This is a genomic window from Ruegeria profundi (genome assembly GCF_049800715.1).
GTDB classification, from domain to species: Bacteria; Pseudomonadota; Alphaproteobacteria; order Rhodobacterales; family Rhodobacteraceae; genus Ruegeria; species Ruegeria profundi_A.
The window spans coordinates 172942-195859 of record NZ_JBNAFO010000010.1 but is presented as its reverse complement, the minus strand read 5'-3'; the positions used below and the strand labels follow the sequence as shown (position 1 = coordinate 195859).

The window sequence follows — 22918 nt, the reverse complement described above, 5'->3', positions numbered from 1 at the left end:
TGTATCAGATATCTTGCATCTGGCAACACCTTTTTTTGGAGATATCCTCAGATGGCGCTTGAGAGACCCAAGTCTTTGCGTGAACTCGCACTGGAACATTTGCGGAATAGTATTATCGATGGCTCCCTGAAAATGGGTCAGGTTTTGTCGGAGCGAAAAATCTCCGAAGAGCTGGGCGTATCGAAATCGCCAGTCCGCGAAGCACTCGCTCAACTACGTGACGAAGGATTGGTCAGTATCGAGCCTCAAAAAGGCGCCCGCGTTTTTTCGCTGTCTGAGCCGGAAGTGACTCAGATCTGCGACTTCAGACAGGCTATCGAGACTGCCGCCTTTGAACTGGCGCTATCGAGGAACCCAGAAGATCTTGCCGATGACATGCAGCGTGTAGTGAAGGACATGGAAAAGGAACGCAGTCGAGGTAATGAAAAGGGCTACCTTTCACTGGACACAGCGTTTCATCAGTTGATTTTCGAACATGCCGGGAACGACTATCTGACGGCCAGCTATACACGCTACATCGGTAAGATTGCCGCATTGCGGACCCATCTGGCGAAGCTTCCACAGCATACTGAGCTTTCCTTCGATGAGCATTCGAAAATCGCTATTGCCGTACGCGAAGGCGACATGGCCAAAATCAAATCTCTTCTCACAGCGCATATTGACCGCACCAGACAAGCCTACAAAAGCGCCGCCATCGTCCTCGAAGGAGCGAGGGCATCCTAGCAAAAACGTAGCTTCGTTGTTACGGGGGCGGGCCAAAACGGCGCCGCCCCTTTCTCTTGGGCACCTCCCGGTCTTTTCTTTTCGGTTGACATCTGAGATATCAGATGCCAATCAAAAGGCGGGAGGAAACTTATATGACGCCAACAATGCAACCTGAATCAACGGGGCTACAGCCACTGATCCAGCTGGATCGGGTTGGCAAAAGCTTCGGCACGAACATTGTTTTGGATGGCGTCGACTTTGAATTGAGACCCGGCGAAGTTCACGCGCTGTGTGGGGAAAACGGCGCCGGAAAATCCACCTGTCTCGGCCTGTTTTATGGACTTCACCAACCTTCTGCTGGGCGTATCTTGTGCGACGGTCAGGAACAGCGGGTCGAAAGCCCGTCGCATGCGCAATCTCTGGGCATCGGCTGTGTTTTCCAAGAGCTCAGCCTCGCTGGCGCGCTCTCCGTTGCGGAAAACATCTACGCGGGCCGCGTACCCACCCGGTTCGGCGTAGTTGACTGGCCTGAACTGCGCCGCCGAGCGGAGGCGTTGCTGGCGGAATTCGGTCTGGATATCGACGTCTCAACACCAGTTGAAAACTTGCCGATCAGCTCCCGCCAGATTGTTGAAATCGCCAAGGCTCTGTCGCTGAATTCCCGCGTCCTTTTGCTGGATGAACCGACATCGGCATTGGCACCCGACGAAGTAGACGCACTTTTCGAAGTCCTAAAGTCCCTGACAAAAAAAGGGATTGGCATCGTCTATGTCAGCCACCATATGGCCGAGATTTTCCAGATCTCGGATCGCATTACCGTTTTGCGAGATGGGCGCCACATCAGCACTCTACCAGCTTCGGAAACTTCTCAGGAACAAGTCGTTGCCGAGATGATCGGCGGCGCTCACCCCGGTGATGTCACGCGGTCAGGTAAGGTTAACGGCGAAGAGGTTTTGCATGTCCAAGACCTAACCCATCCAGGTGAATTCGAAGACATTTCTTTCTCCATTAAAGCCGGAGAGATTGTAGGGATGGCTGGGTTGATGGGCGCTCGCCGCAGCGAGATTGTTCGATCGATTGTCGGGCTGATGCATAGCGCGACCGGGGAGATCAGACTTCACGGCAAGCATGTTAACTTTGCATCCTTACGGCAGGCGATGCGTGCTGGGGTCGGGTTTGTTCCTGAGGAACGCAAGACTGAAGGCCTCTTTTTGGAACAATCACTCAGCGACAATCTGATCGCCGCCAGTCTTTCCGATCATGCGTCTGCTGGGTTCATGCGTTCGGGCTCGATCAAAGCAGCCAGCCAAGTAGCAATTAACGCCTTCAGTGTCAAAACCAGCGGGATTAACGAACTTGTTGGCGATCTGTCAGGCGGCAATCAACAAAAGATTATGTTGGCCAAGTGGCTCAAACGCGCACCAGCTCTTCTGATCATCGAGGAGCCCACAAAAGGGGTCGATGTCGGAGCCAAATTCCAAATCCACACGGAACTTTTGCGTCGAGCGGCCGAGGGAATGGCCATCCTCGTCGTGTCATCCGATTTTCCCGAACTTGTTTCTCTCTCAACCCGCATCCTTGTCGTCCACGACGGTCGCCTCATGGGAGACATCGCAGCCGCTGAGGCAACCGAAACCACGCTTCTTCAAATGGCCGCCGGAAATTCCGTTCCAATTGTGGACGCACCCCAAACCAATAAATCAGGAGTCGCGACGTGACCATGACCGCTCAAGCCAACTTGCCCATGAAGCGTCCGCTGCTGCGCCGTGTTTTACAAGCTTTTGTCGATATTCGTGAACTGACGCTGATCGTTCTGATCGCCGCCATCATCATCGTGATGTCCAACGTTAATCCCTACTTCCTTAGCTTCTCGAACTTTCGAGCCGTGGCCGTGGGCATGGCCCCCACCGCGATCATCGTGATCGGTATGGCGATCCTACTTGCATCCGGCGGGTTCGATCTTTCCGTTGGATCGGTTATGGCTTTGTCTTCTACAGTCGTAGCCATGCTGCTTTTGACTGGCATGCCAATTCCGCTCGCTGTGGTATGCGGATTAGTGCTGGGTGGAATTGTCGGTGTAGTGAACGGTTTGCTGGTGACCGGCCTCGGGATCAATCCGCTTATCGCGACCCTAGGCACGATGTCGATTGCGCGAGGCATCGCTCTTGTCCTGACCGAAGGGTTTTCTGTTTCAAGCCTGCCTGCATCATTTGCCTGGATCGGCAAAGCCGACATAGGCGGCTTTCCGGTCATCGTCTTGTTCACCATTCTGCTCGTCGTCCTGTTTGACCTTGCCGTCCGCCACACACGCTTTTTCCGTCAGGTCTATTTCATCGGCGCCAATGAAAAGGCTGCGATGTTGTCAGGCATCCATGTCACACGCGTGCGTATCATTCTGTACGCACTGACTGGTATTCTGGCCGCTTTGGCGGGGGTTTTACTGGCCTCGCGCCTGATGAGCGGTACGCCCACGGCAGGCAACGGAATCGAACTTCAGGTTCTGGCAGCGGCTGTCATCGGTGGCGCATCCCTACGCGGCGGCGAAGGTACTATTCTTGGTGCTTTCCTCGGCGTCGTTTTCGTCGCGTTGATCAACAACACCATGACGATGCTGGCCGTATCGATCTACTGGCAGATGATCGTCATCGGCGGTGTACTCGTTACAGCGGTCGCCTTGGACATGCTGATCCGAAGCAAACGGGGTTGATCCGCAAGCTTTCCAAAACTCAACAACAACCAAAGATCCAAAACAGGGAGACTACGATGACTGAATTGAATGTGAATCGGCGCAGGCTGCTGACAGCGGGCACCACCGCTGGATTGGCCGCAGCGTTCGGACTGCCCATGCTGTCCAAAGAGGCAATGGCACAAGCGGCCGGCAAGGAATATGTGTTCCTGTCCATCGTCACGCAGGTGCCGTTCTGGGTGGACTATCGCAATGCGATGGAAGACCTAGAGGAACTAATGGGCATCAAGGCCACATTCACGGGCCCGTTGGATTTCGACACGGCTGCACAAGCACGCCAATTGGATGAACTGATCGCAAGACGTCCCGCAGGCATCCTTATCTTCCCCGGTGATCCGGCCACTCTGGCCCCCGGCGTCGAACGTGCGGTTGAGGCCGGTATTCCTGTCACATGTTGTATTGGCGATATTCCCGACAGTCCCCGGTCCACATTCCTTGGTATCAACGGCGTTCAGGCAGGACGTGTCGGCGGCGAAATGCTGGCGCAAGCGATTGGCGGTAAGGGCAAGGTTATCCTCGGCACCTTCCCTGCCCCTTCCACGTTAGAGCGTGTCGAAGGGTACAAACAAATCTTTGCCGAGAAATACCCGGATATCGAGGTGGTCGACGTCGTCAACGACAAGGCCGACCCGTCCTATGCACCGACGGCCTATCTTCAGGCCATCCAGGCGAACCCGGATATTGTTGGCATTGGTGGCACGGACGGCGACAGCGGCAAAGGCGCGGCAATTGCCGTCAATGAGGCGGGACGCAAGGACATCAAGATCGTCGCGATGGACCGAAATGATGATATGCTTCCCTACATCGAAGACGGCACAATTCACGGCGCAGTGGCTCAGAAATCCTATCTTGAGATCTTTCTCGCCTTCCACTTGATGCATTGGCAGAACACTGACGCGCTGAAGGTATTGCCCGATTGGAAGGCGGCTGGCATCAATCCTCTACCCGAGCGTGTTGAAACCGGGGTTATGCCGATCACTGCCGAAAACGTCGTCCAGTTCAAGCACACCTAAGGGATTGTCCCGGTGCATTCTATCGCGCTGGGAAACCGATAGGAGGGGGTACATGTCGGACAGATGGAGCGTTCTTCACCTGCAGCAAAACGATCTGCAGCTGACACTCCTGCCCGGCATCGGAGGCCGCTTATGGGATGTGAATTTCCAGGGGCGCTCCCTCCTATTTCAAAACACAGATCTCGACGGGTTGGAGGTCGATGACACGCAGCTTACTGATCTGCCCACACGCTCTCCACAATTTGGTTTTCCGCTCTGGGGCGGAGAGAAGACGTGGATCGCCCCGGATGCATCCTGGGTAAACGGCGCTCCGTTTCCCGTGTTGGACAGCGGTGCTTACCAGATCACTTCAAGAAGCAGCACTCATGTCGACATGACCAGCGCAGTATGCCCGACCTCGCGCTTGTCGGTGTCGCGCCGTATCACACTAACCTCCGCGGAGAGCTGGGACATAGAACACATCGTTGCCAACCATGGGACCTCCTTGCGCCTCACCGGCATTTGGTCAGTCATGATGCTTAACACCCCTGCCAAGATCGGTGTCGAATTGGTAGACCCTGCACATCATCCTGTTTTTGGCTCTGCCGAAGGGATGATAGCTACGCACGGCAAAGGCATTGTCGTGGATTGCAACAGACAGCAGGAATTCAAGGTCGGGCTACCGAACCCAAACGGACGTACAGTGGCGCGGTGCGGCGCTGATGGCCCTCTGCTGATGTGTTCAGTACCAGAACTACAACAGGGCGATCAATTTGCACACGACTATCCGTTTGAGGTCTTTAACTCGGGCGATTACGCCTATTGCGAAGCGGAGTGGCACTCCCCGGCACGCAACCTCGCACCGAATGAAACGCTGAATTTTCGGCAGACGTTCCGCATCTTGGCGGAGGAAGATGCATCCCAAATGCCATTGGGGCTCACAAACAACAAGGAATTCCTGTCATGCATGTCCTGATTACAGGCGCTGGTGGGCATCTCGGCCGCAAACTTTTTGACGCGCTAGAAAGCGACCCCGACTACACCGTTTCTGGCATCGACATTCGCCCCGTTGATCATCCCGACATTCACACCGCAGACCTGTCCGACGACAGCAGTTGGGTCAGTTTGCTTAAGGGAGTGGACGTTGTCGTGCATCTAGCTGGTGACCGAGAGCCCTCCGCCACCTGGGCCTCCGCGATCAAACACAATATGGATGCAACGCTTTCACTCTATCACCATTCGGCAGCCATGGGCGTCAGCCGGGTAGTTCTTGCCAGCTCCAACTGGGTCCACGGCGACAAAAGGTTCACGCACGACGTTCTCAACAGCACGACAACACCAGGTCCAGTAAACGCCTATGGCGTGTCAAAGCTGTTCTGTGAACGGATAGGGGCCTATTTCGCCGAGCATTACGGACTGTCGGTCATCTGCCTGCGCATCGGATGGACGCAATGGACTCATGACAATCAGCCCGGCACGCATATGGCGATGGGCCGATGGGGTCAGGAGATGTGGCTCAGCGATCGGGACTTTTTAGGCGGAATGCGCGCCGCAATAGATGCCAAGGACATTTCCTTCGCAGCCCTGAACCTAATGTCAGATAACCCGGGGATGCGCTGGGACATCACCGAAACGCGGCAAGCGATTGGCTACTCTCCAAAGGACGGATGCCCCGCTAAAACAACAGTGGGCATTGTCTTAAGATCCACGCTGAAACGGCTGTTTACAGTCCGACTCCCCAGCTATTTCACGACACGTTTTCCAGATTGGTAGAGTACAAGGTCCGGGCATTATTGCGTCTCGCACAATCAGCTTCCGAAACCTCGTACCGAATTAAGAAATTGAAAAGATGAGCGTTTTCCTCTTCGCGGTCGACGGAGAATGACATGACGCCCCTGTCCCGCTCAACCCAAGTTCTTTTGACAATACCTCCGGAATTTTCGAACTTTTGTTGCTATGGATCGCACCAAATCTGGCATGCGCGTAAGCAACATCGGTAAATTTTGGCTCAGAGCGGTCGTTCGCTGCGTTCCGTCTGAATGACCGCTCTGCGGACAAGGCAGTCGCTAGATTTATGGTCGGTCAAAGGTTTTATGGGTTTAAGCTGTACCGTCGGAAATTAATCGGCTTTGGGCTACAACGCGCTCAAAGCGGGCCTTCACGTAAGAGACATCAAATGCATAGGTCCGCTGTCCACGATTAGTTTGGGGCTTCATTTCGTTGTCGTAATATGTATCTGAAGAAACCGACGAAACGGGTTTCAATGTTGCTTAGTGGTGCTGACCCCCGGCACCGCCTATTGTTCATAATCAGAAACAGAATTTAACGGCAGGAGGGTCGAGTGCATAGCATCTCTGATCGAAGTATGTTCGCCACCAAATTGGCTGAAGAAGCAGGTGCATTGGCTATAAAATATTTTGGCAATAGAGACACTCTGGTGGTGGATGCAAAGGGTGCTCAGGATTGGGTCAGCGAAGCCGACCGGAATGTCGAGACGTATGTTCGCGAAAAAATAGCCGAGGCCTATCCCGATGACGCAATCTTCGGAGAAGAGCACGCTGCGAAATCAGGGTCCAGTGGGTTTGACTGGGTAATAGACCCAATTGACGGCACCACGAACTTCGTAAACGGCATTCCGGCGTGGACGATCGTCCTGGCGGTTGTTTCAGAGGGACAAACACAAATCGGTGTCATTCACGAGCCGAACGTGGCTGAGACCTATGTCGCCATGCGGGGGGCGGGAGCAACGCTCAACGGGCAGCCAATGCAGGTCGCATCAGGCGTCGATATGGCAAGCGGGACCGTCTCGGTCGGATATTCGAACCGCATCGAAGCGGCAAAGGTGATACCAATCATTTCAGCCATCATCGAACGCGGGGCCATGTATCATCGCAATGCAAGCGGCGCGCTGTCGCTTGCCTATGTCGCAGCAGGCCGGCTGTTGGGGTACGTCGAAGAGCATATGAACGCGTGGGACTGTCTTGCCGGTCAGCTGTTGATCACAGAGGCGGGCGGCGTCGTCGAAGAACAGGACGTGAATGAAATGATCCGCGATGGTGGCCGTGTCATTGCCGGTACGCCAAAGATCTTTGATGATCTCAAAGCAATTTGCGAGAAGGCATGGCACGTCTGATTTGCGTCAGGCGATAGCCCGCCAGCCGGGGTTGCAGCACAGCGTGTCCAAATCAGCGCTCCAGAAATGCCCCTGCCCAGGCTGGTCGTGCTGGCGATCAATCCGCACCCCGGAGAGATGACACCACAGCAGCGTCCCAACCGCGCCGTGGGTTACGATGGCAAGATCACCACCATCGTGCGCGTCCATGATTGACGTGACTGCCCCGACAATCCGGGCCTGAGCATCTGTCGCGGTTTCCCAGCCGCGAAAGCTCACGTCGGGTGCAGCGAAGAATGCATCGGCGGCGGCTTCGAACTGGTGCGGTGGCAAGAAACCGGTGGCACTGCGGTCATTTTCGCCCAGCGCCGGGTTTACCTTCACCTCAAGGCCGTGCGGTTTGGCCAGGATCGCAGCTGTCTGTTCTGCCTTGCGTTCGGTGCTGGACCAGATGGCGCTGACCGAAGCCATGATCGGCGCATTTGCAAATGCTTCGGCCCGGGTGCGGCCCACCTCACTCAGTTCCCAGTTGGTGATTGCGATCTCTGGGTTCACGACCACTTCCGGGTGCGAAATGATAACGAGTTTCGGCAATGTCAGCCCTTCGGCAGCAAAACCGGTCCCCGGTCTGCAAAGGCCATTTTGACGTCAGCGCCCGGTAGCAACGGATCATCCACGTCGTCCTGCACGGCAAACACCTGTCCGAATGCGCCGGTCAGCGTATATTCCATGCGCACGCCGACATAGGTAGCTTTGGAGACTTTTACCGGGATGCCGGTTTCGTATCCGATCAGGATGCGGGACGGACGCACCGCCAGCGTTGCCGGACCCACGGGCAAATCGCGAGAGGGCAAGCTGTGGCGGTGACCTTCGATGTCGATTGTCGCCTGATCGCCATCGACTTCGACGATTTTGCACTCGATCAGGTTCGCTTCACCGATGAAGTCAGCCACGAAGCGGTCGATTGGTGCGTCATAGAGTTGCCGTGGTGTGCCGATCTGGGCGATGGCGGCGTTACGCATGACGACGATCTCGTCGGACACGGCAAGCGCTTCCTCCTGATCATGGGTTACATAGACAACCGTCAGTCCGAGGTCCCGCTGAATGGAGCGAATGTCTTCGCGCACCTGTCGGCGCAGTTTGGCATCGAGGTTCGAAAGGGGTTCGTCAAAGAGCAGCACCTGCGGTTCCAGCACCAGCGCGCGGGCGACTGCGACACGTTGTTGCTGGCCTCCTGACAGCTCGCTAGGCAAACGGTTGTCGAAGCCCTTGAGGCCCACCAGTTCCAACCCTTTGAGCGCGCGCGATCTGGCCTCGCTCTTAGCAAAGCCGGAGAATGTCAAACCGTACATCACGTTTTCCAGCACGCTCATATGTGGGAACAGGGCGTAAGACTGAAACACCATAGACACATCGCGATCAGTCGCGGGCAGCTTGGTCACGTCGCGATCGCCAATCACGATCCTGCCCGAGTTGGCCATCTCCAGACCGGCAATCATGCGCAGCGTCGTTGTTTTGCCGCAGCCCGATGGTCCCAGCAGCGTCACCAGTTTACCTGCTTCCACATGCAGGTCGATGTTGTCGACGGCCACGACATCTTTGCCAAATACTTTTGACACTCCTTCGAACCGAACCGGCGCGGCTTTACTAGCAATGTTGGTATCCGTCATGTCGTTCTTTCCGCTCCGATCTGGGTGCGCCGTCCGATCTGCACGCGGCCCACGAGGAATTGCAAAAGCCCTACAGATGCCAGCATCACGAAGATCAGCGTGGTGGAATAGGCGATGGCAAGGCCGTAGTCATTGTTCTCGACGCGCCCGATGATGTAGCTGGTCGCCATGTCGTATTCGGCTGATACCAGAAAAATGACTGCCGAGATCGCGGTCATCGCGCGGACAAAACTGTAGACGAGTGCCGCTAGGATGGCGGGCTTGAGCAGGGGCAGGATCACGCGTCGGAACGTCTGCCACGAGTTTGCACCCAGAGTCAGCGAGGATTCATCAAGCGACCTGTCCAGTTGCGACATGGATGCAATGCCCGCACGCACGCCGACGGGCATGTTGCGGAAAATGAAGCTGATCACGAGGATCACACCAGTGCCTGTGATTTCAATCGGGGGAACGTTGAAAGCCAGGATGTAGCTGACCCCGATGACGGTACCGGGAATGGCGAAGGACAGCATCGTTCCGAATTCGAAGGCGTTTTTTCCGGAGAAATTTTGGCGCGTGAGCAAGTAGGCGGTCACCAGTCCTACAGCTGCCGTCAGCGGAGCCGCTATGGCCGCAATGCTGATGGTGGTCCAGAAACTGTCCCATGCGGCACCCGTCCAGCGGATACCTTCCTCTTCAAAGCGAACTGAGAAGGCGGTGAAATAGTGTTTGAAGGTGAGCGTGTTGTTGACACCCCAAAGCTCAACGACGCTGCCGTAAATGATCATGCCGTACACAACCGCTGTAAACAGCGCCCAGATGGTCGCGATGGCCAGCACGGGTATTGCCAGCCCATTGGGCATCAGCGGATGCACCCCGGCGTCCCCCTTGCCGGAAACGGTGGTGTAGCTTTTCCTACCGAGCCAGGCGCGCTGCGCGTAAAAAGCAGACAGCGTGAAGAAGAGCAGTACCATGGCCAGCACGGCGGCCCGACCCTGATCATATTGCGCGCCGACGATGGCAAAGAATATCTCGGTCGACAGAACGTCAAAATTACCGCCTAGAACAAGCGGGTTGCCGAAGTCGGCCATGCTTTCGATGAAGCCGAGCAGAAATGCATTCGCCAGACCGGGTCTCATCAGGGGCAGCGACACCGTTCGGAAGGTTTGCCACCTATTGGCGCGCAGCGTTTGGGCGGCTTCCTCCATCGACGGCGACACGCCTTCGACAACACCAATCAGCACCAGAAATGCGATGGGAGTGAAGGCCAGCGTCTGGGCGATCAGGACGCCCGGCATTCCATAGAGCCACCGCGACGGTTGCACGCCAAAAAGATCAGCGAAAAAGACTGTGACCGACCCGGACAAACCGAAGAGTAGGATCAAGGCCAGCCCGATTACGAAGGGAGGCGTGATTATTGGCAAAACAGTCAGCGCGCGCATCCCACGCTTGAACCGAAACCCTGACCTGGTGACCACAAGCGCAAAACAAAGTCCCAGAACCGTGGTGATCAGGCCGACGAGAATGGCCAAAAAGAGGGAGTTCCACGCGGCGCCGCATTTCGCACCCCAAAAACACCCCAATCCCCAGAGACGATCATCAAAGAACTTCGAGGCAAAAACAGATACCGAATAGGCGCCGTCTTCGGTCACAAAGGCCGAAAACAGCATGTTGGCAATTGGAAAGAACACGAAGGCGGTGACAATTGTAATGACACCGCCGATGGCGCTGACGACAAACACATCGCCGTTGACTGCACCGCGCGCCGCGATGCCCTGCGTGAGCAGGAACAGGAAGGCCGACGCACAGAGCATCGCGCCATACCCCATGCCGAACTGTCGGATTTTTGGCGCGCCAAACAGGGCCTTGAGCCAGTCGAAGTTGAAGCCGCGAATGCCGATCCCGAAGCCTTGCGCAATCAGCCAGCCAAAGCCCAGTGCACCCGCAAGTATCAGGATCTTAGCGTAGATCGGATCAGATTTAGGTTTCCCAAGCACCAGAATTGGCAATGCCAGCGGTATCAGCAAGGGTGCAAGCCAGAGCTTTTCACCCTGCCCGATCAGAAATAGAGCGGGCGCAAAATCTTCGTCATACGGATAGCCGTTAAAGAGCCATTCAAATGACCAAAGGCCATCCTCAACCATGTACCATGGCAGCAGGACGTAGCCGACCCACCCGACAATGATCCAGAAGATCAATACCGGGTGGGTCCTGGTTTTCGCAGTGTCAGTCACTTACTGCGGCAGAACCGAAACGTCTTCGTCCCACTTTTGCAGCAGACGCTTACGTTCATCAGAGGAGCCGTACTTTTTGAAGTCGTAGTCAATCAGCTTGATCTGGCTCATATCCGGGGCGCTTTCAGATGTTTGCGCACCCTTGTTGGACGGAACCTGGAAGGCATTGACTTCAAGCGCGAGGTTTTGCGCTTCGGCGCTCAGCGCCCAGTCGTAGAACTTTTTGGCTTCTTCTTCGTTGCGAGCGCCTTCAATGATCGACATCGAACCGATCTCGTAACCAGTGCCTTCGCACGGGGCGACAACCTTTACAGGGAAGCCCGATACCGCCTGCTTGACCGCGTCATGCATGAAGACAATGCCTATCGTGTTCTCGCCACGACCCGCGGCCTTGATGGGCGCCGAACCGGATTTGGTGTACTGATTTATGTTGGCGTGAAGGCCTTTCATGAACTCAAAGCCCTCGTCCTCGCCAAAGATCTGCACCATCGACGCCAGCGTCGTGTAGGCAGTTCCGGACGAATTCGGGTTCGCCATCTGAACGTGCCCTTTATACTCAGGCTTGAGCAGGTCCTTCCAGCAGGCGGGTTCAGGCAGGTTGTTGGCCGCCAGGAGGTCAGAGTTGTAGCCATAGCCCAACGCACCCGAATAGATACCGATGGTCTTGTTGCTAGCACTTTCGGCCTGTGAAATTGCCCAGTCATGCAACTGGTCACGCATGGGCGAGACATATTCCATAGTTAAACCTTCTTCGGCGGCTTGAAGGTGCGGGTCACCAGTGCCGCCCCACCAGACATCTCCTTTTGGGTTTGAGCTTTCCGCACGGATTTGCGCAAAAGTCTCGCCAGAGGATTTGCGAGTCATGTTCACGTCAATGCCGGTGGCGTCCTCGAAACTGCGCGCCATCAGCTGGCACCAGTCTTCCTGCGCCGAACAGTAGAATGTCAGCTTGTCGGCTTGCGCAGCACCCATGGAAGCGGCGAATGCGATCAGTGAGCCAGCAAGTGTGTTTGTCAATTTTTTCAAAGTCTTTCCTCCCATAACTATCCAGCTTCCAGCTTTGAGCCGGGAACTGTCATGTCACCTGTGAGGGCGGCCACGCTTAATTGTGGCATCTTCTTATTTCACCGGTCTCGGTACGGCTTTTCCTCTTTGTGACTATGTAAGTCTGACCACTCTAACACTTGTTTCGCAAGGATTTTTGCAGAGCGACAAAATCAGTGCGATCCAAACGAAGCACCATTGCAAGCATTATTCAAAGGAAGATCGCAAGTTCACCCATAGCCTTCGAATGCGCGGAGCTTGATACTTGCGCCAATTGGCGAATATGTTCTGGGCAATCAGATGGTCTAGCGGTCATACAGATTTTGCCGCGAATGTTGAAAGCTAGCTTCCGATTTTGACCCCACTTGTGATGTGTGGGTTCACGCAGTGAGTGCGTTCTCATCGCGCTACTTGACCGAGGAAATTTACCCTCCGAACGTCAACAATGGGCTCGAGCGGACCTTCGCTGCAGTTGGTCCTAACGGCAGCTTTGCGCTCCATCGCAGACGTTCGAGGTCGAAGACTTGATATCCAACCCAAGGTCGCTGGAAAACGCCCTCGCTGGCGTCAGAACCGCATGCGATCTTCCCTTCTTGGTCGTTCGGGTCGATAGTTGCCTTGGCGGCGGCCGGTGTAAGGATCTGTATCGAGATACGTCCCTTGCCTTCGACGCATGTATTCAGCGAACTGGGTCAGGGCATCTACCTGATCATCTTTGACAGCATCCGGAAACGCCAGCAGTTCCCTACGAAACTCATCAAACCAGGGCTTGTCCGTAGGGATGACTAACTTACCAGATTTTATCCAGTCGGTCTGTGGGATGAAGCGGTCCAGTTTGTCGGTGACCACGTTGACGGGCATGTAAACACCTGCAGCGGTGCGTTTCAATTCATCCAAAAGGTGGATACCCATCGCCGAGGACTCGATCAGGACCCGGTCCGCGCGCCACTGTTTGCGCAATCGAAGAACAGCGTTGCGCACCTCAGTATAGTTCGTTCGAGCCCGAAAGACGTCGAGCAAATACCATCTCTCTTCATACGCATGCCACCCAAAGGTCAGCCCCACCGTAAAGTCAGAACGCGGACTATCCTTCGCGGCTGTATCCCAGCTTTGGACCCGCCGGACGAACACGTCTTCGTCCGGCAAGGTTTCCACTAGATGCAAATCGGACATTGAGAGAAATTCGTTTTCACCGTCCGTGGGGTTCTGTTGATACTGTGCTTGGAAGGCAAAATTGCCTATGTCGGCCTTGATCCGATCAAGAACCTCCTGCGGTTCCCGCTCTGGGTTCAACAAGTCCCCTGGCCGACGCTTCAGCACACGGTTGTTGTAGAGCGGGATCTCTTCCGGGATCTCCGCGATCGACGGCAGGCAAAGATGGTCAAATGTGTCCTTTTCCAAGAGGTAGGCCGAGAAGTCATCCGGGTGCAGACGCTGCTGGATCGAGACAATACGATCGGTGCGCTTGTCGTTCAGCCGCGAGAACAGGGTCTGGTCGAAGAAGTCACGCAACTCCTGCCGGTACGTATCGTGGCGCATTTCAGAGGGTTTACCCAGATCGTCGATGATAATGAGGTTTGCACCGAAGCCGGTGATACCACCGCCAAGAGAGACCGATTTGCGCCCGCCGCCTTTAGTGGTTTTCATATGTTCGAACCGGTTGTGTTTGGGATCGACCTTCATCTTTGGAAACAGGCGCTGATAAAACGGGCTGGTCACCAGCCGTCGAAACTGTTCCGCATGTTCTCGCGCCAGATCTTTGCCGTAACTGACAACAACCACTTTCTTTGTCGGATCGCGTCCAAGCTCAAAGGCTGGCAACAATACAGATCCACAGATCGATTTCAGATGGCGAGGGGCTATCGAGATCATCAACCGTTGGCACTCACCGGAGGCCACGCGTTGAAGGGCATAACACATGGCCTCCAGGTAAGGGGCCCGGGCAAGCTTCTCGCCCGGACACAAGATAGCAAAACTGCCCGCAAGGAATGCGTAGAGGTTTTCACGCATCGCAGCCTCTGCCAGCCTTTTGCGATCATCAGAATTCAGGGCATTCATCGTCGATGCCTCCCTGGATGCTTGCAAAAAGCTGATCCGGATCGCTGCCAAACATATCTGCCAGCACTTCCAGGGCGGCCAGGTCTGAACCGGGGTCGGCCGCAGTTGCGCCTTCGCCACCCGCCAATTCTGCGGCGCGTGCCTCCTGAACCGCGGGCAACAGTTTGAGCACCCGGTCAATCGAGCGCATCTCGCCTTTGACTGCCCCATTCACCAACTGGCGCAGAATTGCTTCCAGCATCGTGACCTCGCGGCGTGATCCATTCTCGGTGATTGAGATTTTCCGAAAGAAGACCTCCTCAAGCATCGACCCAACATTCTTCGACGCTTTCGGCCGGCCTTTTGGATTGCCGGATCTGCCTTTCTTGAACTGGGTCGCTTTGGGCGGTTTGCCGTAGCCCACTTCGTAATCTTTCGTATCGTCAGACATGATCCGCCTCCTGCTTCGAGGTGGTGTCGCTGGCCGCAGAACGCGCATCGAACGTCAGGCCTGTTACCGCGTGCACGGCGTTCTCACCGGTCATCTCCTGCCAACGGCGGATGGCCACATCGACATAAGCCGGGTCGAGCTCAATAAGCCGCGCTTGGCGCCCGGTTTTCTCAGCTGCCAGCAGAGTCGCGCCGGACCCGCCAAAGGCGTCCAGCACGACATCGCCGCGGTGGCTCACATCCATGATGGCATCTGCAACCAGAGCTGTCGGCTTCACCGTGGGATGATCCGCGAGATCCGCCTCGCGCCCTGCCCCAAAGCTGTTCACACCGGCGTAATCCCAGACGTTGGTCCGGTTGCGCCCGTGTTTGCCCAGCTCGACGTTGTTGATGTGCGGCGCACCAGGCTTCTTGAAAATGCAAATCAGCTCATGCTTTGAGCGATAAAGGCTGCCCATGCCTCCGTTCGTCTTGTTCCAGACGCAGAGATTGATGAGGTCCAATCCAGCTGCTTTGCCCGCCGTAATCAGTTCTTCGATATGACGCCAGTCCATGCAGATCATCGCGATGCCTCCGTTCGGCAGGCAGTCAAACAACTGCGTGATCGCGCCTGAAAGAAAGCCGCGGAACTCGCTATCCGTCATTTCTCCCGACGCCATGGCAAACTCGCGGAGTTCGGCGCTATTGCCGGACCGCACATGCCCATTGACAGGCACGTTGTAAGGCGGATCGGTGAAGACTATCTGCGGGGTCTCGCCTTCCAGCAAGGTGTCGTAGCTCTGGGCTTGAAGGGCGTCCCCGCAGTAAATGCGATGATCTCCGAGAACCCAGAGGTCGCCCGGCTCCGTGACTACGGGTGCCGCAGGGTCCGGCGTCTCAACAGTTTCCGCTACAGATACCGTCACCTCACCGACGCTGTCGATAATGATGTCGATCTCCGGTGTTTCGAACCCTGTGATGTCCAGATCAAAGTTCAACTCGCCATCAAGGCTGAGGTCCATCAGCTCGGCAAATTCGATCTGCAACGCCGCTTCATTCCAGTCCGACAATTCCGCCAGCTTATTGTCCGCAATGCGCAGAGCACGAACTTCTGCATCTGACAAGTGATCCGCGACAACAGTCGGTACGGAATTCAACCCCAGGGCCTTAGCGGCCTCACAGCGGCCATGACCCGCGATGATGGTACCCTCAGCATCCACGAGGATCGGAGTGACAAAGCCAAACTGGGCCACCGATGCCTTAAGCTTGTCGATATTCTTGGCCGCGTGCACGCGGTTGTTGTTGGCGTAGGGCTTGATCTGGCTGATCTTCAATTGGATGACTTTCTCCGCCATCCAGATCGGCGTATTGGACGCCAGAGCGTCACTTTGTGTTTTGTTGGCAGGCATAACCGCCTCCTTTTGCGTGACGCCGCGCGGACGTCGAGATGGAGGGATCGCGTTGGAAAATCGGAGAGAGCACAAATAGCAACTCCCCGGACCAATCGATCCGAGACGTTGCTCCTTTGAATGCTCTCTGCGGAAACCTGTGTTTCCAATGAGTGCTGCCTGCGGGAGCAGTTTCCCGCCCCGATAGTCCGGGCGATTAGGTCGAATGTAGGTGCCATCAATACGAGACGCAACCCCCCAAACTAAAAGTAACCAATTAAGATTGTTGACGAATAATCGGGGGTACGGCAGCGTCGCACTTCAAAACACACGCCTCCAGTAATCGTTTCAGAAAGAGCTGGACTGTTGCCGTAAACCACGCATCACTGAACCTACGCCCGAGCCATTCGGGCGCTCCTCGGTACCGGGGTTCGGCATCTCGCTGACCCAAGATCAGAGGAGACAGTTCATGTCCAAACGGAAGCAAACCAAAATTGACAAGGTTCAAGCTTTGTTGCGTCGCCCGAGCGGCGCCAGCCTTGAGGCGCTCTGCAAAGCAACGGGGTGGCAGCTTCATTCGGTCCGAGCGGCTCTAAGCGGCCTGCGGAAAAAAGGCGTCACAATTGAAAGGCGGACATCCGACAAACCAGATGGTTCTTCCACCTATCACCTGACGGTGGGAACAGGAGAAGAGTCATGACCAAGACGAGCGATGTTGCCGATCTGGCCGTCATGGGACGATCGGATCTGGTCACGCTTTGGCAGCAACTGTTTGATCAACCCGCCCCCGCCATGCTCAGCCAACCCTTTCTGCGCCGCTTTATCGCCTTTGAGATGCAGTCCCGCCGTCATGGCAGGCTACCCCGCCAGGTCAAAGCCACGCTGGAAAAGGGCTCTGGGAAGAAACCCCGGCCTACATGCCCTGCCCTAAAACCCGGCGGGCGCCTGCTACGCGAGTGGAATAGTGTGACCCATGTAGTCGACGTTACAGAAGACGGCTTCACTTGGAACGGTCGGTCCTATCGCTCACTCTCGGCCATCGCCCGAGAGATTACCGGCGCGCATTGGTCAGGGCCGCGTTTCTTTGGGCTCACCGGCAAGGCGGCCAAATGAGCCCGCGCCGTAAAATCCGATGCGCCATCTACACGCGCAAGTCCTCAGAAGATGGTCTGGATCAGGACTTCAATTCGCTGGATGCGCAATATGAGGCCTGCGCGGCCTATGTCGCAAGCCAGCGACATGAAGGCTGGACCCTGTTGTCCGGGCGCTACGATGACGGTGGCCTGTCGGGCGGCACCCTAGAGCGACCCGCCCTTCAGCGCCTTCTTGAAGAGATCGATGCCGGGCGTATTGACATGGTGGTGGTCTACAAGATTGACCGGCTGACCCGGTCGCTTGCCGACTTCTCTAAGCTGGTCGACCGGCTGGAACAGGCAAACTGTTCTTTTGTGTCCGTCACGCAGGCCTTCAATACCTCATCTTCCATGGGCCGGTTAACGCTGAATGTGCTGTTGTCCTTTGCTCAGTTTGAACGGGAAGTCACCGCCGAACGTATTCGCGACAAGATTGCAGCGTCGAAGAAGAAGGGGCTTTGGATGGGTGGCAACCTGCCTCTGGGCTATGATCGCCACCCCGATCCGAAGGCAAGAACGCTGGTGGTGAATGAAGAGGAGGCCAGAACGGTCCGGCATCTCTTTGGGCTTTATGACGAGCTTGGTTGCCTGCGCAAAGTAGAAGAACGGGCAACGGCAGAAGACCTGCGGTCAAAACGGGTTGTTCGGACAGATGGCAGTGTGAAAGGGGATTGTCCGCTGTCACGGGGTCAAATCTATTACCTGCTGCGCAATCCGGTCTATCTCGGAAAAATCCGCCACAAGGATAAGATCTGGGACGGACAACATCCGGCGATCATCGATCAGGACATCTGGGACCGGGTGCAGGAAAAAATGCGACAGGCCTCCAACCGCTCGCGGGCACGCGGCGACTCCGATGCGCGCCAACACTCCACTGACCCCGGGGCCTGGCTCACCGGTCTGCTGTATGACGAAACTGGTGATCGGTTGACGCCGACCCACACCACGCGCAAAGGCCGACGGTTGCGCTACTATATCTCCAATCGACTGATCTCAGGCGGCAAGGATATCTCTGGCTGGCGACTGCCCGGCCCAGCGCTGGAAAACGCGGTCATTGATGTCATCGTCAGACATTTGCAAGACGCCGCCGCGGCGCACCAAGTACTGGCGCAGCCGGAGGCCGGGTCAGCCGAGGCAGTTCAGACTTCAGTTGCGGATTTAGTAACCCGGCTTCTAGGCCATGGCTGTCAGATCGGCGCTGCTCTTCTGGCCAAAGGCAAACTTGCACGAGGACAGATCGACTTCGAATTTAACCCCAAAACTCTGGCAAGCGCACTTGGCATCGCGGCCGATCATCTGCACCCGGATCTCACCCACGTCACCGCATCTTTCGATCTGTGCCGCCGCGGCGTCGAGGCCAAGGTCATCGCCGGAGACATGGCACCCCAACCTGATCCCCACCTCCGGTCCATGCTGATCCGCGCCCATGGCTGGGCCCGTGATCTGAAGGCCGGAGTTCAACTGATGGAGATTGCCCGCCGCGAAAGCGTCCCTGACGCCTTCATCCGCACCCGTGCTCAGCTCGCCTTTCTCTCACCAAAGATTCAAACGGCGATTCTCGACGGGAGCCAGCCGCCCGAACTCACACTCAAGCGTCTGGTCAGCGTGACCCACCCACTTGAATGGTCCGAACAGGAACGCCTGTTCGGCTTCTGACATCTCCAGCTCCTGCGTCCCTGATACAGACTTCGCCCTCCCTGATCCGGCGGAACAATTCCCTGTTCGCACGAGGAAATTCCCTGTTCCACCTTTTAGGGAATTTGCAACATAAACCTCTGAGAAACATACAGTTCTGATAGAAGAAATGACGGAAGTCAGTCCCGGTTTGCGAATATTCCCTGTAAATTGCAGGTTATCAGGGAAATCCAGCCCAAAGCGACCCCGCTAAAATGCGACACTGAGACTCGCACCTGAATTGTCCTCTGAATGTACGGTTTGCTTCGTCTCTGATTGAAAGCGCATGCGCCAACGCGCGGGAATTGCGTAACAATTCCGGATCAGAAAATACAACTGAAGTGAGACAGGTATGAGTGGCGGGGAGACAGGGATTCGAACCCTGGGGACGCTCTCACGCCCAACGGTTTTCAAGACCGCCGCATTCGACCACTCTGCCACCTCCCCGTCGAAAGCAGGGTCTAAGGCCAACTGAAATCAGAGGCAAGTCGAAATCGGGAAATCTTGCCGAAGCCCAACCAGCGGACTTTCCATAGTACCACACCCACGTTATGATCCGCATGAAAGACCGCAGCAGACTGGCGCAAAGAACCGGCTGGCTGACGGTGGGGCTCGGGGAACGAGGCCCCTTCAGGCAAGGGATGACAAGATGAAGCGAGCGACTGAGATCCGCCCAGGGCCAAAACGGCTGGCGTGCTTGGCTGTAGCCTTGGTGGTGTTGTCGGGTTGCGAGGAAACGCTGGCAACCGCAGAAAAACCCGACGAAAATACCAGCAAGAACGAACTTTTCCCTCAATCCTCCGACGACACACAGCGCGATGTCGAAGCACCGGACGTGTTCCAATTGACCGAGGCTGGATTGTGGGACGGCCGCCCCTCGCTGGGCGGGATCTGGGTGGCCCACCCGGATGTGACTCAGCCCGAACGGGTGATCATCAAGAATGCCTCAAACAACAAATCCGTGACCGGCGCTTTGTTCCGGCGTGAACGCAATCTGCCAGGCCCCGCGTTGCAGGTTTCATCTGCAGCGGCGGAGCAGCTAGGTATCCTAGCTGGCGCGCCAACCAAGATCAACGTGGTGGCCTTGCGGCGAGAAACCGTTGAGGCGCCGCCCGAGCCCGAGGTCGCTGAGGCCGAGACCGCGCCCGAAGCAAGCACCGAGACCGCCGCCGCCAGTGACGTGGCCGAGGTCAATGCATCCGAGGCCACCTCTGAGACGGAAAAACCGGCTAAGCGCAAATGGTGGCAGAAAAAAGCCCCTGCCGCAGCGGCGACTGCAGGCGTTGTGGGCGCAGCCGCTGTTGCCGCGAACGCAGCCGAGGATGGGGCCGAGGCCGCCGTTGCTACTGACGTAGCCGAGGTTGACGCATCCGACGCCACTTCTGAGACGGAAAAACCGGCCAAGCGAAAATGGTGGCAGAAAAAAGACCCCGCCACAGCGGCGACCGCAGGCTCTGTGGGCGCAGCCGCTGTTGCCTCGGACGCAGCCGTGGATGGGGCCGAGGCCGCCGTCGAGGCCACCGCAGAGATATCGGCGGCCAGCACGGCTCCGGCTTTGACAGATGCGCCGGTGGTTGCGCCTGAGGAAAAACCGGCCAAGCGAAAGTGGTGGCAGAAAAAAGATCCCAACGCGATCACCGAAACCACGCTTGACCCGATCGAAGGTGCCGCAGCAGCTATCGACGCCGCAGAGCCGACGCCTGTCGCCGCGACGGCCGCCACGACATCCTCGCTTTCGAAACCATTTGTTCAGGTCGGCACGTTTGGCGTTCAGTCCAATGCCGACAGCGCCGCGGCCAAGATCCGCAGAAATGGCATGTCGGCCGAGGTGCGAGAGTTGAAGACCGAAGACAACACCGTCTGGCGCGTGCTGGTCGGACCTGCCGCCACCCGCGCCGAGCGCAAGGCCATCCAGAACGACGTGAAAGATCTGGGCTTTGGCGACGCGTTCACCGTGGCCAACTGAGAACAGGAGGCACCTCATGCTATCCGCATTGCGAACATCCGTTTTCACCCTCGGGATGGCTGTTCTGGCCCTGCCCGCCTACGCGTTCGACACCTCGGCACGCGCGGCATATGTAATGGACCAAACCACAGGTACCGTGCTTCTTTCCAAAGACGCTGATCAGCCGCTTCCGCCCGCATCCATGTCCAAGCTCATGACGCTTTATGTCGCGTTCGAAGCCCTACGTGATGGGCGTTTGACGCTGCAGGAGACATTGCCTGTCTCGGAACATGCCATGAGCTATGGCGGCTCAACCATGTTCCTGAACACGCAGGACCGTGTGTCTGTCGAGGATCTGATACGGGGCATTATCGTACTGTCTGGCAATGACGCTTGCGTGGTGATCGCCGAGGCGCTCAGCCCCGATGGGACCGAGGCCGGATTTGCCCGCTATATGACCCAGCGCGCGCAGCAGATGGGGATGAACAACTCAAACTTTGCCAACTCCAACGGCTGGCCCGCTGCCGGGCATATGATGTCCGTGCATGATTTGGCCGTTCTCGCAGATAGGCTGATCACGGATTTCCCCGAATATTACCCTCTGTTCGCTGAAGAAGAATTCGAGTTTGACGGGCGCGCGCCTTCGAACAAGCGCAACCGCAACCCGCTGCTACGGCTGAACATTGGGGCCGACGGCCTGAAAACCGGCCACACGCAAGAGGCCGGCTACGGCCTTGTCGGATCGGCCAAACAAGGCGACCGCCGGGTGATCTTCGTTCTCACTGGCCTAGACAGTACCGCTCAGCGGGCAGAGGAGGCTGAGTCCGTGGTTAACTGGTCGTTTCGAAATTTTGTCGAGAGGACAGTTGCCACCGAAGAAGCGCCGATAACCGAAGCCAAGCTGTGGATGGGTGAGAAAAAGACCGTGGGTCTGGTGCCCGACGGCGACCTGAATGTTTTGTTCCCGGTTCTGGGCACCCAGAATATCGAAGCCGAAGTTGTCTATGACGGCCCCATCAACGCACCTGTTGCCAAAGGTCAGCAACTGGCCGAGCTCGTTATAAAGCCAGAAGGTCTGCCCGAAATCCGCCGTCCTCTGTTCGCGGCCGAGGATGTCCTTCTGGGCGGCTTCATGGTGCGCATGATGACGGTCGGTGGCATTGTTCTGAAAGACGTTATTAATAACCCGCTGGAGTCGATGTGACGCAACGCGGGTTATTCCTGACCTTTGAAGGCATAGACGGATCAGGCAAATCAACTCAGGCCCGGATGCTGGCCGAGTCCCTTCGCAATGCGGGCCATCAGGTCGTTCTGACGCGTGAACCCGGCGGGTCGCCGGGGGCAGAAGAAATCCGCCGCCTCGTACTGGAAGGCGACCCTGACCGGTGGTCGGCGGAAACCGAACTATTGCTGTTCACCGCCGCCCGCCGCGATCATTTGGAACGGACAATCGAACCGGCCTTGGCCGCGGGTAAGGTGGTGATCTGCGATCGCTTTGCCGACAGCACAAGGATGTATCAGGGCCTGTCCCGTGGGAACCTGCGGGCGGTTGTCGATCAGCTCCATGACCTGATGATCGGGCGCGAGCCGGACATGACCCTGCTGATCGATATGGACCCGGAGACAGGCCTGTCTCGTGCCAAAGGGCGACAGGGCACCGAGGAGCGGTTCGAAGATTTCGGCCCTGCCCTGCAAAAACAGATGCGCGCCGGTTTTCTGGCGCTGGCTGATGAGTTTTCCGACCGGTTTCGCGTCATCGATGGCAATCGCGACATGGACAATGTCGCACAGGATGTGAGAGGTATCGTCGAGGCAGCCTTGCGATAGACG

Annotated in this window: 20 protein-coding genes and 1 tRNA gene; 13 read left to right on the top strand and 8 right to left on the bottom strand. The window is 56.6% G+C overall.

Annotation, left to right across the window (positions count from 1 at the left end):
* The first annotated feature begins 51 nt into the window (after positions 1-51).
* The 7 genes from ACP15L_RS16745 (at position 52) to ACP15L_RS16715 (ending at position 7576) form a co-directional block, all read left to right on the top strand.
* Positions 52-723 (top strand): GntR family transcriptional regulator, encoded by a 672-nt coding sequence (locus tag ACP15L_RS16745; RefSeq protein WP_170719179.1) that lies wholly within the window; start codon positions 52-54, stop codon positions 721-723.
* A 104-nt stretch (positions 724-827) separates the two neighbouring features.
* Positions 828-2423: a sugar ABC transporter ATP-binding protein gene (locus tag ACP15L_RS16740; protein WP_425085051.1), complete on the top strand. Its 1596-nt coding sequence runs from the start codon at positions 828-830 to the stop codon at positions 2421-2423.
* 2 nt (positions 2424-2425) lie between these two features.
* Positions 2426-3412, top strand: a complete 987-nt coding sequence (locus ACP15L_RS16735; RefSeq protein WP_174818509.1) for an ABC transporter permease — start codon at positions 2426-2428, stop codon at positions 3410-3412.
* Positions 3413-3468: 56 nt separating this feature from the next.
* Complete coding sequence (locus tag ACP15L_RS16730) at positions 3469-4464, top strand: substrate-binding domain-containing protein (RefSeq protein WP_170719178.1); 996 nt, start codon at positions 3469-3471, stop codon at positions 4462-4464.
* Positions 4465-4516: 52 nt separating this feature from the next.
* On the top strand, positions 4517-5419 hold the full coding sequence (locus tag ACP15L_RS16725; protein WP_425085050.1) for a hypothetical protein: 903 nt from the start codon (positions 4517-4519) through the stop codon (positions 5417-5419).
* Complete coding sequence (locus tag ACP15L_RS16720) at positions 5407-6216, top strand: NAD-dependent epimerase/dehydratase family protein (RefSeq protein ID WP_171175051.1); 810 nt, start codon at positions 5407-5409, stop codon at positions 6214-6216. The genes ACP15L_RS16725 and ACP15L_RS16720 overlap by 13 nt, the downstream gene beginning before the upstream one ends.
* 592 nt (positions 6217-6808) lie before the next feature.
* Positions 6809-7576: an inositol monophosphatase family protein gene (locus tag ACP15L_RS16715; RefSeq protein WP_170660751.1), complete on the top strand. Its 768-nt coding sequence runs from the start codon at positions 6809-6811 to the stop codon at positions 7574-7576.
* Between the two features lie 6 nt (positions 7577-7582).
* On the opposite strand, the gene ACP15L_RS16710 is transcribed toward ACP15L_RS16715, so the two are convergent.
* From ACP15L_RS16710 to ACP15L_RS16680, 7 genes are all read right to left on the bottom strand, one after another.
* A complete protein-coding gene (locus tag ACP15L_RS16710) occupies positions 7583-8149 on the bottom strand; it encodes a histidine phosphatase family protein (RefSeq protein WP_170660750.1) in 567 nt (188 codons plus the stop codon).
* Between the two features lie 2 nt (positions 8150-8151).
* Entirely contained in the window at positions 8152-9225 is a 1074-nt protein-coding gene (locus ACP15L_RS16705) for an ABC transporter ATP-binding protein (protein WP_425085049.1), read from the bottom strand.
* A complete protein-coding gene (locus ACP15L_RS16700; RefSeq protein WP_425085059.1) occupies positions 9222-11348 on the bottom strand; it encodes an ABC transporter permease in 2127 nt (708 codons plus the stop codon). Before ACP15L_RS16700 ends, ACP15L_RS16705 begins: the two co-directional genes overlap by 4 nt.
* Positions 11349-11438: 90 nt before the next feature.
* On the bottom strand, positions 11439-12479 hold the full coding sequence (locus ACP15L_RS16695) for an ABC transporter substrate-binding protein (protein WP_425085048.1): 1041 nt from the start codon (positions 12477-12479) through the stop codon (positions 11439-11441).
* Between the two features lie 570 nt (positions 12480-13049).
* On the bottom strand, positions 13050-14540 hold the full coding sequence (gene terL, locus ACP15L_RS16690) for a phage terminase large subunit (RefSeq protein WP_171175057.1): 1491 nt from the start codon (positions 14538-14540) through the stop codon (positions 13050-13052).
* Complete coding sequence (locus tag ACP15L_RS16685) at positions 14521-14970, bottom strand: DUF5681 domain-containing protein (RefSeq protein ID WP_170719166.1); 450 nt, start codon at positions 14968-14970, stop codon at positions 14521-14523. The genes terL and ACP15L_RS16685 overlap by 20 nt, the downstream gene beginning before the upstream one ends.
* Complete coding sequence (locus ACP15L_RS16680) at positions 14963-16357, bottom strand: site-specific DNA-methyltransferase (protein ID WP_425085047.1); 1395 nt, start codon at positions 16355-16357, stop codon at positions 14963-14965. Before ACP15L_RS16680 ends, ACP15L_RS16685 begins: the two co-directional genes overlap by 8 nt.
* Positions 16358-16805: 448 nt before the next feature.
* Here ACP15L_RS16680 and ACP15L_RS16675 point away from each other — a divergent pair, with 448 nt between their 5' ends.
* From ACP15L_RS16675 to ACP15L_RS16665, 3 genes are read left to right on the top strand one after another with little or no spacing between them, the layout of a single operon-like run.
* Positions 16806-17036, top strand: a complete 231-nt coding sequence (locus ACP15L_RS16675; protein WP_170554399.1) for a DUF3489 domain-containing protein — start codon at positions 16806-16808, stop codon at positions 17034-17036.
* On the top strand, positions 17033-17449 hold the full coding sequence (locus ACP15L_RS16670; RefSeq protein ID WP_425085046.1) for a DUF2924 domain-containing protein: 417 nt from the start codon (positions 17033-17035) through the stop codon (positions 17447-17449). The genes ACP15L_RS16675 and ACP15L_RS16670 overlap by 4 nt, the downstream gene beginning before the upstream one ends.
* The gene (locus ACP15L_RS16665; RefSeq protein WP_425085045.1) at positions 17446-19125 is read left to right on the top strand and encodes a recombinase family protein; all 1680 of its coding nucleotides are present in this window, start codon (positions 17446-17448) and stop codon (positions 19123-19125) included. The genes ACP15L_RS16670 and ACP15L_RS16665 overlap by 4 nt, the downstream gene beginning before the upstream one ends.
* A 375-nt stretch (positions 19126-19500) precedes the next feature.
* Here the strand turns inward: ACP15L_RS16665 and ACP15L_RS16660 are convergent.
* Positions 19501-19590: transfer RNA gene (locus tag ACP15L_RS16660), tRNA-Ser, on the bottom strand.
* Positions 19591-19792: 202 nt separating this feature from the next.
* On the opposite strand from ACP15L_RS16660, the gene ACP15L_RS16655 reads away from it, so the two are divergent.
* From ACP15L_RS16655 to tmk, 3 genes are read left to right on the top strand one after another with little or no spacing between them, the layout of a single operon-like run.
* Complete coding sequence (locus ACP15L_RS16655) at positions 19793-21109, top strand: SPOR domain-containing protein (protein ID WP_425085044.1); 1317 nt, start codon at positions 19793-19795, stop codon at positions 21107-21109.
* Between the two features lie 16 nt (positions 21110-21125).
* Entirely contained in the window at positions 21126-22292 is a 1167-nt protein-coding gene (locus ACP15L_RS16650) for a D-alanyl-D-alanine carboxypeptidase family protein (protein WP_425085043.1), read from the top strand.
* A complete protein-coding gene (tmk, locus tag ACP15L_RS16645) occupies positions 22289-22915 on the top strand; it encodes a dTMP kinase (RefSeq protein WP_425085042.1) in 627 nt (208 codons plus the stop codon). Before ACP15L_RS16650 ends, tmk begins: the two co-directional genes overlap by 4 nt.
* Positions 22916-22918 lie beyond the last annotated feature (3 nt).